Below are 14,867 nucleotides of genomic sequence, written 5' to 3' on the forward strand. Positions count from 1 at the left end.
TCCCATGAAGATACTCGTGACTGGCGCAGCCGGTTTCATCGGCTTTCATGTCAGCCAGGCGCTGCTTGCCCGCGGCGATGAAGTCGTTGGCATCGATAATCTGAACGACTATTACGAAGTGGCTCTCAAGGATGCTCGCCTCGCGCAATTGACGCCGCAGGAGGGCTTCCGGTTTATCCGCATGGATATCGGCGACCGGACTGCGATGGCGGAACTGTTCGAGACAGAAGGCTTTGAAAAAGTTGTCCATCTCGCGGCGCAAGCCGGCGTGCGGTACTCGCTGGAGAATCCTCACGCGTATGCAGACAGCAACCTTACAGGCTTCTTGAACGTTCTCGAGGGCTGTCGACAAACTCACGTCAAACACTTGGTATATGCCTCGTCCAGTTCAGTGTATGGCGCTAACGAGAGCATGCCCTTCGCCGTGCAAGACAACGTTGACCATCCCGTCTCGCTGTATGCCGCCACGAAGAAAGCCAACGAACTGATGGCGCACTCGTACAGTCATCTCTATCGGTTGCCGACTACCGGATTGCGCTTTTTCACGGTCTACGGCCCTTGGGGCCGGCCGGACATGTCGCCGTTCCTGTTCGTGCGGGCAATCCTTGAAGGCAAACCGCTGAAGGTTTTCAATTACGGAAAGCATCGCCGAGACTTCACGTACATCGACGACATCGTCGACGGCGTCATACGGGTCCTGGACCATGTGGCTGCACCGAACGCTCAATGGTCAGGACTCAAGCCGGATCCGGCCTCCAGTGCGGCGCCCTGGAGGCTTTACAACATTGGCAACAGTCAACCGGTCGAATTGCTGGACTACATCAAGCACATCGAACAAGCGCTCGGCAAAACCACTCATAAAGAGCTTCTGCCGTTGCAGCCGGGCGATGTCGAACACACCTATGCCGATGTCGAGCAGTTGAAGATCGATACCGGGTATGCACCCGACACGCCGATTGAAAGCGGGATACAGCGCTTTGTGAACTGGTACAAGGACTTCTACAACATCAGCTGATGCTCTTATCGTTCAGCCATCAAAAGACGCCGGATATTGTGATCCGGCGTTTTTTTTGTCGAATTCCAGGCACAAAAAAGGGCGACCGAAGTCGCCCTTTTTAATGATCAGACAGAACTCAGTTCTGTTTGGCCATTGCTTGACGCAGCAGTGCCGCCATGGTGGTGTCAGCTGCTTCACCTTCCGGAGCTGCTTTCAGGCTCTGGATGGCTTCTTTCTCTTCAGCGTCGTCTTTCGACTTGATGGAGAGGCTGATCTGACGGCTCTTACGATCAACGCTGATGATCTTGGCTTCTACTTCCTGGCCTTCTTTCAGAGCGTTGCGCGCGTCTTCAACGCGGTCACGGCTGATTTCGGAGGCTTTCAGAGTCGCTTCGATATCGTCGGCCAGAACGATGATGGCGCCTTTGGCGTCAACTTCTTTCACAGTGCCCTTAACGATTGCGCCTTTGTCGTTAACCGAGACGTACTCGGAGAACGGATCGCTTTCCAGTTGCTTGATACCCAGGGAGATACGCTCGCGCTCCGGGTCAACCGACAGGATAACGGTGTCCAGCTCGTCGCCCTTCTTGAAACGACGTACGGCTTCTTCGCCCACTTCGTTCCAGGAGATATCGGACAGGTGAACCAGACCGTCGATGCCGCCGTCCAGACCAATGAAGATACCGAAATCGGTGATCGACTTGATGGTACCGGAGATCTTGTCGCCCTTGTTGAACTGGCCAGAGAAGTCTTCCCATGGGTTCGACTTGCACTGCTTGATGCCCAGGGAGATACGACGACGCTCTTCGTCGATGTCCAGAACCATGACTTCCACTTCGTCGCCGACTTGTACGACTTTCGAAGGGTGGATGTTCTTGTTGGTCCAGTCCATTTCCGAAACGTGTACCAGACCTTCAACGCCTTCTTCCAGCTCAGCGAAGCAGCCGTAGTCGGTCAGGTTGGTTACACGAGCGGTAACGCGAGTGCCTTCTGGGTAACGGGCTTTGATAGCAACCCATGGATCTTCGCCCAGTTGCTTCAGGCCCAGGGAAACACGGTTGCGTTCGCGATCGTATTTCAGAACCTTGACGTCGATTTCGTCACCAACGTTGACGATCTCGGAAGGATGCTTGATGCGCTTCCAGGCCATGTCGGTGATGTGCAGCAGGCCGTCCACGCCACCCAGATCGACGAATGCGCCGTAATCGGTGAGGTTTTTGACGATACCTTTGACTTGCTGGCCTTCCTGCAGGGATTCCAGCAGAGCTTCACGCTCGGCGGAGTTCTCGGCTTCCAGGACGCTGCGACGGGAAACGACAACGTTGTTGCGCTTCTGGTCCAGTTTGATGACCTTGAATTCCAGCTCTTTGCCTTCCAGGTGCGTGGTGTCGCGCACTGGACGGACGTCAACCAGGGAACCTGGCAGGAACGCACGGATGCCGTTAACGTCGACAGTGAAGCCGCCTTTAACCTTACCGTTGATAACGCCCTTGACCACTTCCTCAGCTGCGAAGGCTGCTTCCAGAACGATCCAGCATTCAGCGCGCTTGGCTTTTTCACGGGACAGCTTGGTTTCACCGAAACCGTCTTCAACCGAGTCCAGAGCAACGTGAACTTCGTCACCGACGTTGATGTTCAGTTCGCCAGCGTCGTTGTAGAACTGCTCCAGAGGGATCAGTGCTTCGGACTTCAGGCCAGCGTGAACGGTTACCCAGCGAGCCTGGTAATCGATATCAACGATAACACCGGTGATGATGGAGCCTGCCTGAAGGTTCAGGGTCTTTAGGCTTTCTTCAAAGAGTTCCGCAAAGCTTTCGCTCATTTTAATTCCTGTTGATTAGGGCGAAAAATACGCCCATCTCCACATCCCAGACAATGTGGGTTAGTTTCATTTAAAAGAAGCGCCACAGGACTATGACTGGTCCCCTGCGGCCTTCTTGGTCACCCGGCGATATCGCGAATGGCGATCTCGCTCATGATGCGTTCAAGCACCTGATCGATGGACAACTCCGTGGAATCCAGCTGTATGGCGTCAGCCGCCGGCTTGAGCGGGGCCACCGCTCGCTGGGTATCACGCTCGTCGCGCGCACGGATCTCATCTAGCAGACTCGACAGACTAACACCCTCGACTTTGCCCTTCAACTGCAAATATCGACGGCGCGCCCTCTCCTCGGCACTGGCGGTCAGGAAAATCTTCAGGGGGGCATTCGGAAATACTACCGTACCCATGTCGCGACCATCGGCCACCAGGCCAGGGGCTTCCTGAAAAGCACGCTGGCGCTGCAACAGCGCTTCGCGTACAGCCGGCAATGCCGCCACCTGAGAAGCGCCGGAACCGACGCTTTCAGTGCGGATGACATCGCTGACTTCGTCACCTTCCAGAATGATGCGTTGCAACTGACCGTCGGTCGCCGCGATGAACTGCACATCCAGATGAGCGGCCAGTTTCTTCAGCAACTCTTCATTGGTCAGGTCGACACCATGGTTGTGCGCCGCGAACGCCAGCAGGCGATACAACGCACCGGAGTCCAGCAGGTTCCAGCCAAGACGCTTGGCCAGAATCCCGGCTACGGTGCCTTTGCCCGAGCCGCTTGGCCCGTCGATGGTGATGACCGGTGCAATGTTGTTCACGACTGAGCCTCTTGCGCCACACGAATGCCGACCTGCGCGCAGAGCGCCAGGAAGTTCGGGAACGATGTCGCGACGTTGGCGCAGTCATGGATGCGGATCGGTGCCGTGGCGCGCAGCGAGGCCACGCTGAAAGCCATCGCGATACGGTGATCGCCATGACCATGCACTTCGCCGCCGCCGATCTGGCCGCCGTCGATGATGATGCCGTCCGGGGTCGGTTCGCACTTGACGCCCAGCGCCAGCAGACCGTCCGCCATGACCTGGATACGGTCAGACTCCTTGACCCGCAGCTCTTCGGCGCCGGTCAGCACGGTGCGCCCTTCAGCACAGGCCGCGGCCACGAACAGCACCGGGAATTCGTCGATGGCCAGTGGAACCAGCGCTTCCGGAATCTCGATACCCTTGAGTTTAGCTGCTCGCACACGCAGGTCGGCAACCGGCTCGCCACCCACTTCACGCTGGTTTTCCAGAGTGATGTCGGCGCCCATCAGACGCAGGATGTCGATCACGCCGGTGCGGGTCGGGTTGATGCCGACGTGCTCGAGCACCAGCTCCGAGCCTTCAGCGATCGATGCGGCCACCAGGAAGAACGCCGACGACGAGATGTCGCCAGGCACTTCGATGTGGGTCGCGGTCAGCTTGCCACCAGACTCAACCGATGCCGTGGCACCGTTGACGCTCACCGGATAGCCAAAGCCGCGCAGCATACGCTCGGTGTGATCACGGGTCGGTGCCGGCTCGGTCACGGTGGTCTTGCCTTCGGCGTACAGACCCGCCAGCAGCAGGCAGGATTTAACCTGAGCACTGGCCATCGGCATGGTGTAGGTCAGGCCTTTAAGCTTGTGACCGCCACGAATGGTCATCGGTGGACGACCCTCGGCAGCGGTTTCGATCACGGCGCCCATTTCCCGCAGCGGGTTGGCGACGCGATTCATCGGGCGCTTGGACAACGAAGCGTCACCGGTTAGGGTGCTGTCGAAATCCTGCGCGGCCAGCAGGCCGGACAGCAGGCGCATCGAAGTGCCGGAGTTGCCCAGATAGATCGGGCCCGGCGCAGGCTTCAGGCCATGCAGGCCGACACCGTGGATGGTCACGCGGCCGTGATGCGGGCCTTCGATGACCACGCCCATGTCGCGGAACGCCTGCAAGGTCGCCAGGGCGTCTTCGCCCTCGAGGAAGCCTTCGACTTCGGTGACGCCTTCAGCCAGGGAACCGAGCATGATCGAACGGTGGGAAATCGATTTGTCACCCGGTACGCGAATCCGACCGGACAGGCGGCCACCAGGTTGAGCCAGGAAAATCAGATCGTTGGAATTCATAGCGTCCACATAGGCCCTGCGGGCCAGGATTTTACTGAAATGCTCGCGGGCAACCCGGGCGCGCGTGAAGACGCCCAACAATTGGTGCCCATCCCCTGCATCGACCGCGTCGCGCAAGGCGTCGAGGTCGCTGCGAAATGTATCGAGTGTGCGCAGGACAGCCTCGCGGTTGGCGAGAAAGATGTCATGCCACATGACCGGGTCGCTTCCGGCGATTCTTGTGAAATCACGGAAACCGCCCGCAGCGTAACGGAAGATCTCAAGGTTTTCATTGCGCTTGGCCAGTGAATCGACCAGACCGAAGGCCAGCAGGTGCGGCAGATGACTGGTCGCGGCCAGCACTTCATCGTGACGTTCGACCTGCATGTGCTCGACGTCGGCGCCCAGCTCACGCCACAAGCGATCGACCACGGCCAGGGCGGCCGGATCGGTCTGCTCCAACGGGGTCAGAATCACTTTATGACGACGGAACAGCTCTGAGTTGGAAGCTTCCACCCCGCTCTGCTCGGAGCCGGCAATCGGATGGCCCGGCACGAAACGCGCCGGCATGCCGCCGAACGCTTCGGTCGCCGCACGCACCACATTGCCCTTGGCGCTGCCGACATCCGTCAGGATCGCCTGCCCCAGATCCATGCCGGCCAGACGGGCCAGCACTTTTTCCATGGCCAGGATCGGCACCGCCAACTGGATCACGTCCGCGCCCCGGCAAGCCGCCACCAGGTCGTCTTCGCAACGATCCACCACGCCCAACTCGACCGCCAGCTTGCGCGATTGCGGGTCGAGATCGACCCCGACCACTTCGCGACAGACGCCGCTTTCACGCAAGCCTTTGGCAAACGAACCACCGATCAACCCCAGACCAACCACCACCAGGCGCCCGATCATAGGTGCAGCAGATTGCAGCGCAGTGACATCACCCACGAGCCAGAACCTTGCGCAGCGCTTCGAGGAAGCGGCTGTTTTCCGCCGGCAGACCGATGGTCACCCGCAGATGGTTCGGCATGCCGTAGTTGGCCACCGGACGCACAATCACGCCTTCACGCAGCAGGCCCTGGAACACCGGAGCCGCCACCTGACCAAGGTCGACGCAGATAAAGTTGCCCTTGGACGGAATCCAGCTCAGACCCAGCTCGCGAAAACCCGCCTCCAGCTGTTGCATGCCGGATTCGTTGAGCTGGCGGCTCTGCGCCAGATATTCCTCGTCTTTCAACGCCGCACACGCCGCGGCCAGGGCCAGGCTGTTGACGTTGAACGGCTGGCGTACACGGTTCAGCACGTCCGCCACCACCGGGGTGGACAGGCCGTAACCGACGCGCAGCGCCGCCAGACCGTAGGCCTTGGAGAACGTGCGCGAGACCAGCAGGTTCGGATAAGCCGCGAGGAAATCCAGACCGTCCGGCAGATCGCTGCCTTCGGCGTATTCGATGTAGGCCTCGTCCAGCACTACCAGCACATGCTCCGGCACGTCCTGCAGAAACTCGTCCAGCGCTTCGGCGCCGAACCAGGTGCCGGTCGGGTTGTTCGGGTTGGCGATGAACACGACACGGGTGTTCGCATCGATGGCCGCCAGCATCGCCGGCAGGTCATGCCCCCAATCCTTGGCCGGAACGACTTTGGCCTGCGCACCGACCGCCTGGGTCGCGATCGGGTAAACCGCGAACGCGTGCTCGCTGAACACCGCATTCAGGCCCGGCGCCAGATAGGCGCGCGCCACCAGTTCAAGAATGTCGTTGGAACCGTTGCCCAAAGTCACTTGGTTCAGCTCGACACGGCACTGCTCGGCCAGCAGGGATTTCAGGGCAAAGCCGTTGCCGTCCGGATAACGGGTCAGCTCATCCAGCGCCTCGCGGATCGCGGCCAGCGCTTTCGGGCTGGCGCCCAACGGGTTTTCGTTGCTCGCCAGCTTGACGATGCTTGCCGGATCCAGGTCCAGTTCGCGGGCCAGTTCGTCCACAGGCTTGCCCGGCACGTATGGCGAAAGTTGCTGCACGCCCGGCTGTGCCAGAGCGAGGAAGTTGCCACTCATTGCTACCACCCCTTAAAGAACTGCTTTCGGGTAGGAACCCAGCACCTTGAGTGCTACTGCTTCCTGACTGATCTTTTCCAGTACACCCTTGATCAGCGGATCACGGTGATGGCCCACGAAGTCGATGAAAAACACGTAGGTCCATTTGCCGCTGCGCGACGGACGGGTTTCGATCCGGGTCAGGTCGATCCCGTTGTCATGGAACGGCACCAGCAGCTCGTGGAGAGCGCCGGGCTTGTTGCTCATGGACACGATGATCGAAGTCTTGTCATCGCCGGTCGGCGGCACTTCCTGATTACCGATCATCAGGAAGCGCGTGGAGTTGTCCGGGCGATCCTCGATCTTCTCGGCCAGACGGGTCAGGCCATAGAGCCCGGCCGCCATGTCACCGGCGATCGCCGCCGAGTTCCATTCGCCCTTGACCCGCTTGGCCGCCTCGGCGTTGCTGGAAACCGCCACGCGCTCGACATTCGGATAATGGGCGTCCAGCCATTTGCGGCACTGGGCCAGCGACTGGGCGTGGGAATAGATACGGCTGATGCTGTCGGTCTTGGTGTTTTCACCGACCAGCAGGTGGTGGTGAATGCGCAGCTCGACTTCGCCGCAGATCACCATGTCGTGCTCGAGGAAGCTGTCGAGGGTGTGGTTGACCGCGCCTTCGGTGGAGTTCTCCACCGGCACCACGCCAAAGTTCACCGCACCGGCCGCCACTTCACGGAACACTTCGTCGATCGCCGCCATCGGCTTGCTGATCACCGCGTGACCGAAGTGCTTCATGGCCGCCGCCTGGGTGAAGGTGCCTTCCGGACCGAGATAAGCCACTTTCAGCGGGTTCTCGAGGGCCAGGCACGAAGACATGATTTCGCGGAACAAGCGCGCCATCTCTTCGTTGCCCAGTGGTCCCTTGTTGCGCTCCATCACGCGCTTAAGGACCTGCGCCTCACGCTCGGGACGATAGAACACGGGCTGCTCGCCTTCGGCCAGACTGGCCATCTTGACCCGGGCAACTTCTTCGGCGCAGCGCGCGCGATCGCTGATCAGCTGGAGGATCTTCTCATCCAGGTTATCGATGCGAACGCGCAGCGCCTTGAGCTCCTGCTCGGACATCAGGAATGCTCCTTCTCGAATTCAGCCATGTAGCCGACCAGCGCTTCGACGGCGTCCAGACCCAGGGCGTTGTAGATCGAGGCACGCATGCCGCCGACCGAACGATGACCCTTGAGGTTGAGCAGGCCACGGGCGTCGGCGCCGGCCAGGAACGCCTTGTCCAGACGCTCGTCAGCCAGGCGGAACGGCACGTTCATCCACGAACGGGCGTTGACGCTGATCGGGTTGGTATAGAAGTCGCTGTTGTCGATGAAGGCGTACAGGCGATCTTTCTTCGCCTTGTTGCGCTGCTCCATCGCGGCGACGCCGCCCTGCTCCTTGAGCCATTCGAAGACGAGACCCGAGAGGTACCAGGAATAGGTGGCCGGGGTGTTGTACATCGAACCGTTATCGGCCGAGATCTTGTAGTCGAGCATGGTCGGGCACGAACTGCGGGCGCGGCCCAGCAGGTCTTCACGGACGATCACTACCACCAGACCGCTCGGGCCGATGTTCTTTTGCGCGCCGGCGTAGATCAGGCCGTACTGCGACACATCGATCGGACGCGAGAGGATATCGGAGGACATGTCGACCACCAGCGGAACGTCACCGGCCTCGGGAACCCAGTCGAACTGCAGGCCGCCGATGGTTTCGTTGGATGCGTAGTGCAGATAGGCCGCACCCGGGGTCAGCTTCCACTCGTTCTGGCCAGGGATGGCCAGGTAGTCATAAGGCTTGGCGCTGGCAGCAACGTTGATGTTGCCGAAGCGACGCGCTTCCTCGATGGCTTTCTTCGACCAGATGCCGGTTTCGACATAGTCGGCAGTGCCGTTCTCAGGCAGCAGGTTCAGCGGAATCTCGGCGAACTGTTGGCTCGCACCGCCCTGCAGGAACAGCACTTTGTAATTGGAGGGGATGGACAGCAGGTCGCGCAGGTCTTGTTCGGCCTTCTCGGCGATGGCCACGTAGTCATCACTGCGATGGCTCATTTCCATGACCGACAGACCCTTGCCGTGCCAGTCGAGCATCTCGGACTGGGCACGCAACAGGACAGCTTCAGGCAGCGCAGCGGGACCTGCGCAGAAGTTAAAGGCTCGTTTGCTCACATCCACTCTCGCTATGCAATCACGGTAGCGGACAGAGCAAACACTCTGCCCTGCTACGATTTGGTTAGTCTTGCGACTCTTCTTCGTCTGCGGCGTCCGCCTGCAGGTTGTCGACCGCATCGTCCGGCTCGGCGCCGATCACGCCATCTTCCAGTTCGACACCTTCTTCACCTTCAAGCTCTTCACCCTCGACTTCCGACGGCTCCTGAACCCGCTCCAGACCGACCAGGGTTTCATCCTTGGCCAGTTTGATCAGGGTCACGCCCTGGGTATTACGACCCAGACTGGAGACTTCGTCGACACGGGTACGCACCAGCGTGCCCTGGTCGGAAATCAGCATGATCTCCTCGCCGTCGAGCACCTGGACCGCACCGACCAGACGGCCGTTACGCTCGTTGCTGACCATGGCGATCACGCCCTGGCCGCCACGCTTGTACTCAGGGAACTCGGTGATCGCGGTACGCTTGCCATAACCACGCTCGGAAGCGGTGAGGATCTGGCTGCCTTCTTCCGGGATCAGCATCGAAATCAACTTCTGCCCTTCCGGCAGACGCATGCCGCGCACACCGCGGGCGGTACGGCCCATGGCACGCACGTCGGATTCCTTGAAGCGGGTCACTTTGCCGCCGTCGGAGAACAGCATCACTTCACGCTCGCCATCGGTGATGGCGGCAGAAATCAGCACGTCGCCTTCGTCCAGTTCCAGCGCGATCAGACCGACGCTGCGCTGACGGCTGAAGGATTCCAGCGGGGTCTTCTTCACGGTGCCGTTGGCGGTGGCCATGAAGATGTAGTGACCTTCGGTGTATTCCTCGACCGGCAGCATGGTGGTGATGTATTCACCGTCATCCAGCGGCAGCAGGTTGACCAGCGGACGACCACGGGCGGCGCGGGACGCCTCCGGAATTTCGTAGGTTTTCAGCCAGTACACCTTGCCCTTGCTGGAGAACAGCAGCAGCGTGGTATGGCTGTTGGCGACCAGCAGGTGAGCGATGTAGTCCTCATCCTTCACGCCGGTAGCCGATTTGCCTTTACCGCCACGACGCTGGGCCTGGTAAGCCGCCAGCGGCTGGGTCTTGGCATAACCGCCGTGGGAAATGGTCACGACGCGCTCTTCTTCCGGGATCATGTCGCCCAGGGTCAGGTCGAGACGGGCATCGAGGATCTCGGTGCGGCGCACGTCGCCGTATTCGGCGCGGATCACTTCCAGCTCTTCGCGGATCACTTCCATCAGGCGCACGGCGCTGTTGAGGATGCGGATCAGCTCGCCGATCTGATTGAGGATCTCTTGATACTCGGCCAGCAGCTTTTCGTGTTCCAGACCGGTCAGGCGGTGCAGACGCAGTTCCAGAATGGCTTGCGCCTGCTCTGGCGACAGGAAGTACTTGCCGTCGCGCAGACCGTATTGCGGATCGAGGTTTTCGGGACGGCAAGAATCGGCACCGGCACGCTCCACCATCGCGACCACGGCAGTGGATTCCCACGGCGTGCTGACCAGCGCTTCCTTGGCTTCCGACGGCGTCGGCGAAGCCTTGATCAGAGCGATGACCGGGTCGATGTTCGACAGGGCAACGGCCTGACCTTCGAGGATGTGACCACGCTCGCGCGCCTTGCGCAGTTCGAACACGGTACGGCGGGTAACCACTTCGCGACGGTGACGGACGAAGGCTTCCAGCAGGTCCTTGAGGTTCAGGATCCGCGGACGGCCGTCGATCAGCGCAACGATGTTGATGCCGAATACCGATTGCAGCTGGGTCTGGGCGTAGAGGTTGTTGAGGATCACCTCAGGCACTTCGCCGCGACGCAGTTCGATCACGACGCGCATACCGTCCTTGTCGGACTCGTCGCGCAGTTCGGTGATGCCTTCGAGTTTCTTCTCTTTTACCAGCTCGGCGATCTTCTCGATCAGACGCGCCTTGTTCAGCTGGTAAGGGAGTTCGGTGATGACGATCTGCTGACGGCCACCGACCTTGTCGATGTCTTCGATGATCGAGCGGGCGCGCATGTAAATGCGGCCACGGCCGGTGCGGTAGGCTTCGATGATGCCAGCGCGACCGTTGATGATCGCGGCAGTCGGGAAGTCCGGACCGGGAATGTATTGCATCAGCTCATCGACGGTCAGCTCGGGGTTGTCGATGAGGGCCAGGCAACCGTCGATGACTTCACCAAGGTTGTGCGGCGGAATGTTGGTCGCCATGCCCACGGCGATACCGCTGGAACCGTTGACCAGCAGGTTCGGTACGCGGGTCGGCATGACCGCCGGGATCAGTTCGGTGCCGTCGTAGTTCGGCACCCAGTCCACGGTTTCCTTGTGCAGGTCGGCCAGCAGCTCGTGCGCCAGCTTGGTCATGCGCACTTCGGTGTATCGCATGGCCGCGGCATTGTCGCCGTCCACCGAACCGAAGTTGCCCTGGCCGTCGACCAGCAGGTAACGCAGGGAGAAAGGCTGCGCCATGCGGACGATGGTGTCGTACACCGCGGTATCACCGTGCGGGTGATACTTACCGATCACGTCACCGACGACACGGGCAGATTTCTTGTACGGCTTGTTAAAGTCGTTGCCCAGCTCGCTCATCGCGAACAGCACGCGACGGTGCACGGGCTTCAAGCCATCGCGCGCATCCGGCAGTGCACGGCCGACGATCACGCTCATCGCGTAGTCGAGATAGGACTGTTTCAGCTCGTCTTCGATATTGACCGGGAGGATTTCTTTGGCCAGTTCGCCCATGAGAAGCCTGATTCCTTTTTCTGGTGAAACTTCGCCATATCCATAGGGGACGCACGAAGCTCGTCGATGCAGGCCGAGTGCCATGCGCCGACTTACGACAAATCGACAAGTTGACCCTGGATTTGCGCAGTGAAGACAACCCCGTGGGACTGCCTCGGAAAACGCCGGATGTTATCACAAGAGCCGCCACGCACCTATCCCCCAGATGCGCATGGAGCATAGTTAGATGACCGATGACAGGCTTAACGGGGACGAGAGAGGCTCAGAGCTTCCCTGAATGCAAATTTCGGGACGAAATTGCGGATGTTTATTGACTTTCAAGGCCTCTTCGCGAGCAGGCTTACTCTCACAAGGTTCTGTAACGATCACAAAACCTGTGGGAGCGAGCCTGCTCGCGAAGAAGACAACGTAGACATCAAACCAATCAATGCAAGCGCTTGCGGCACATCAACTGCGCCATTTTCGCGGTGTCCGGGCGCTCGACGATGCCTTTTTCGGTGACGATCGCATCGATCAGATCCGCCGGGGTCACGTCAAACACCGGGTTGAACGCCTCAACGTCAGCCCCGACACGCTTGCCGCCAACCTCCAGCAACTCGGCGCCGTCGCGCTCTTCGATCGGGATGTCATCACCGCTGGCCAGATTCATGTCGATGGTCGAACTCGGTGCTACCACCATGAAACGCACGCCGTGGTGCATGGCGTTGACCGCCAGTTGATAGGTGCCGATCTTGTTCGCCACGTCACCGTTGGCGGTAATCCGGTCGGCGCCGACGATCACCCAGGTCACCCCTTTGGTTTTCATGATGTGCGCAGCGGCGGAGTCAGCGTTCAGGGTCACCGGAATGCCTTCGTTGGCCAGCTCCCACGCGGTCAGCCGCGAGCCTTGCAGCCACGGCCGGGTTTCGTCGGCGTAGACACGCTCGACCATGCCCTCGATGAACGCTGCGCGAATCACCCCGAGTGCCGTGCCGAAACCGCCAGTGGCCAGGGCGCCGGTGTTGCAGTGAGTCAGAATCGCCTGGGCATTGCCCTGATGCTTGCGGATCAGGTCGACGCCGAGCTGGGCCATGGTCAGGTTGGCTTCACGATCGCTTTCATGGATAGCGATGGCTTCGGCTTCCAGCGCCGCCAGCGGATCGGCGTTTTCCTTCAAGCGGTCCAGCCGGTCATGCATGCGATTCAACGCCCAGAACAGGTTGACCGCTGTCGGCCGGGAATCGGCCAGCAGCATGAAATCCTCTTCCAGCGCCGCATACCAGTCGCCCCCCTCGGCAATCCGGGCACGGGCCGCCAGTACGATGCCGTAGGCGGCACTGATGCCGATGGCCGGCGCACCGCGCACCACCATCGAACGAATCGCTTCGGCCACGCCGGCGGCGCTGGTGTAGGCGATCCAGTTTTCCTCGAACGGCAAAACGCGCTGATCCAGCAGGTGGAGCGCGCCATCACGCCAATCGATGGCCTTTACTTTCTCCGCAGCCAACAGTCGATCGCGCATCCCTCACCCCGCACTCATGAACAAAAGCCGCCGATTATAGCGATCCCCCCGCGAAGACGCTCGGGTATACTTCGCCATCCTTCACAAAAGCACTGGAACCGACCCTCGATGCCGAAACCTGCCATTGCGCTCGACTTATTATTGCTGCCGACCTGGCTGGTACCCGTCGAACCCGCAGGCGTTGTGCTCAAGGAGCACGGCCTGGGCATCCGCGACGGGCGCATCGTGTTCATCGGCCCGCGTGCCGAAGCGCTGAAGTGTAACGCCGCCGAAGTCCGCGATCTGCCGGACGTGCTGCTCAGCCCCGGCCTGATCAACGCCCACGGCCACGCCGCGATGACGCTGTTCCGTGGTCTGGCCGACGATTTGCCGCTGATGACCTGGCTGGAAAACCACATCTGGCCGGCCGAGGGCAAATGGGTCGATGAAGATTTTGTGCGTGACGGCACCGATCTGGCCATCGCCGAGCAGATAAAAGGTGGCATCACCTGTTTCTCGGACATGTACTTCTTCCCCAAGGTTGCCAGCGAGCGCGTGCACAACAGCGGAATCCGTGCGCAGATCGCGATTCCGATCCTCGACTTCCCGATTCCGGGTGCCGCCAGCGCCGATGAAGCCATTCGTCAGGGCGTCGAACTGTTCGGCGACCTGAAGCATCACGAGCGCATCAAGATCACCTTCGGCCCTCATGCACCCTACACCGTGGGCGACGAGAACCTGGAAAAAATCCGCGTGATCGCCGAAGAACTGGACGCCTCGATCCACATGCACGTCCACGAAACCGCTTTCGAAGTGCAGCAAGCGCTCGAACAGCACGGCGAACGCCCGCTGGCCCGCCTCGGTCGTCTCGGCCTGCTCGGCCCGCGCTTCCAGGCCGTGCACATGACCCAGATCAGCGATGACGACCTGGCGTTGCTGGTAGAAAGCAACACCAGCGTGATCCATTGCCCGGAGTCGAACCTGAAGCTGGCCAGCGGCTTCTGCCCGGTGGAGCGCCTGTGGCAGGCCGGGGTCAACGTCGCGGTCGGCACCGATGGCGCCGCGAGCAACAATGACCTGGATCTGCTGGGCGAAACCCGCACCGCCGCCCTGCTGGCCAAAGCCGTCGCCGGCTCGGCCACCGCGCTGGACGCCCACCGGGCACTGCGCATGGCCACGCTCAATGGCGCGCGAGCCTTGGGAATCGAAGCCGAGACCGGCTCGCTGGAGCTCGGCAAGGCCGCAGACATTGTCGCCTTCGACTTGTCCGGTCTGGCGCAACAACCGGTCTATGACCCGGTCTCGCAGCTTATATACGCCACCGGTCGCGACTGCGTGAAACACCTGTGGGTCGCCGGCAAGCAGTTGCTCGACGACCGCCGCCTGACCCGACTGGACGAACAACAGCTCGGCGAAACCGCCCGGGCCTGGGGCCGACGCATCAGCGGCCACACCGAATCGTAAACACCCCGGGGCAAACTCCGGGGCTACAGC

General features: G+C 60.7%; 10 protein-coding genes. 2 read left to right on the forward strand and 8 right to left on the reverse strand.

Annotated elements, in window-relative coordinates:
- The first annotated feature begins 4 nt into the window (after positions 1-4).
- Positions 5-1,015, forward strand: coding sequence for an NAD-dependent epimerase (locus tag JKA62_RS00835; protein WP_011335367.1), 1,011 nt, complete (start codon positions 5-7; stop codon positions 1,013-1,015).
- A gap of 118 nt (positions 1,016-1,133) precedes the next feature.
- Here JKA62_RS00835 and rpsA read toward each other — a convergent pair whose 3' ends face one another.
- From rpsA to mtnA, 8 genes are all read right to left on the reverse strand, one after another.
- The gene (rpsA, locus tag JKA62_RS00840) at positions 1,134-2,819 is read right to left on the reverse strand and encodes a 30S ribosomal protein S1 (protein WP_011335368.1); all 1,686 of its coding nucleotides are present in this window, start codon (positions 2,817-2,819) and stop codon (positions 1,134-1,136) included.
- Between the two features lie 119 nt (positions 2,820-2,938).
- Positions 2,939-3,628 (reverse strand): (d)CMP kinase, encoded by a 690-nt coding sequence (gene cmk, locus JKA62_RS00845; protein ID WP_011335369.1) that lies wholly within the window; start codon positions 3,626-3,628, stop codon positions 2,939-2,941.
- Complete coding sequence (locus tag JKA62_RS00850; RefSeq protein WP_011335370.1) at positions 3,625-5,832, reverse strand: bifunctional prephenate dehydrogenase/3-phosphoshikimate 1-carboxyvinyltransferase; 2,208 nt, start codon at positions 5,830-5,832, stop codon at positions 3,625-3,627. Before JKA62_RS00850 ends, cmk begins: the two co-directional genes overlap by 4 nt.
- A 28-nt stretch (positions 5,833-5,860) precedes the next feature.
- Positions 5,861-6,973 (reverse strand): histidinol-phosphate transaminase, encoded by a 1,113-nt coding sequence (hisC, locus tag JKA62_RS00855; RefSeq protein WP_007950914.1) that lies wholly within the window; start codon positions 6,971-6,973, stop codon positions 5,861-5,863.
- A 12-nt stretch (positions 6,974-6,985) separates the two neighbouring features.
- Positions 6,986-8,080, reverse strand: a complete 1,095-nt coding sequence (gene pheA / locus JKA62_RS00860; RefSeq protein WP_007950913.1) for a prephenate dehydratase — start codon at positions 8,078-8,080, stop codon at positions 6,986-6,988.
- On the reverse strand, positions 8,080-9,165 hold the full coding sequence (gene serC / locus JKA62_RS00865; RefSeq protein WP_041475390.1) for a 3-phosphoserine/phosphohydroxythreonine transaminase: 1,086 nt from the start codon (positions 9,163-9,165) through the stop codon (positions 8,080-8,082). Before serC ends, pheA begins: the two co-directional genes overlap by 1 nt.
- 64 nt (positions 9,166-9,229) lie before the next feature.
- Positions 9,230-11,893, reverse strand: coding sequence for a DNA gyrase subunit A (gyrA, locus tag JKA62_RS00870; RefSeq protein WP_011335373.1), 2,664 nt, complete (start codon positions 11,891-11,893; stop codon positions 9,230-9,232).
- 424 nt (positions 11,894-12,317) lie between these two features.
- On the reverse strand, positions 12,318-13,394 hold the full coding sequence (mtnA, locus tag JKA62_RS00875) for an S-methyl-5-thioribose-1-phosphate isomerase (RefSeq protein WP_011335374.1): 1,077 nt from the start codon (positions 13,392-13,394) through the stop codon (positions 12,318-12,320).
- Positions 13,395-13,502: 108 nt separating this feature from the next.
- Between mtnA and JKA62_RS00880 the strand changes: the two genes are divergently transcribed.
- A complete protein-coding gene (locus JKA62_RS00880) occupies positions 13,503-14,837 on the forward strand; it encodes a TRZ/ATZ family hydrolase (protein WP_011335375.1) in 1,335 nt (444 codons plus the stop codon).
- Positions 14,838-14,867 lie beyond the last annotated feature (30 nt).

The organism is Pseudomonas sp. B7 (assembly GCF_016735645.1).
Lineage (GTDB): Bacteria > Pseudomonadota > Gammaproteobacteria > Pseudomonadales > Pseudomonadaceae > Aquipseudomonas > Aquipseudomonas glycinae.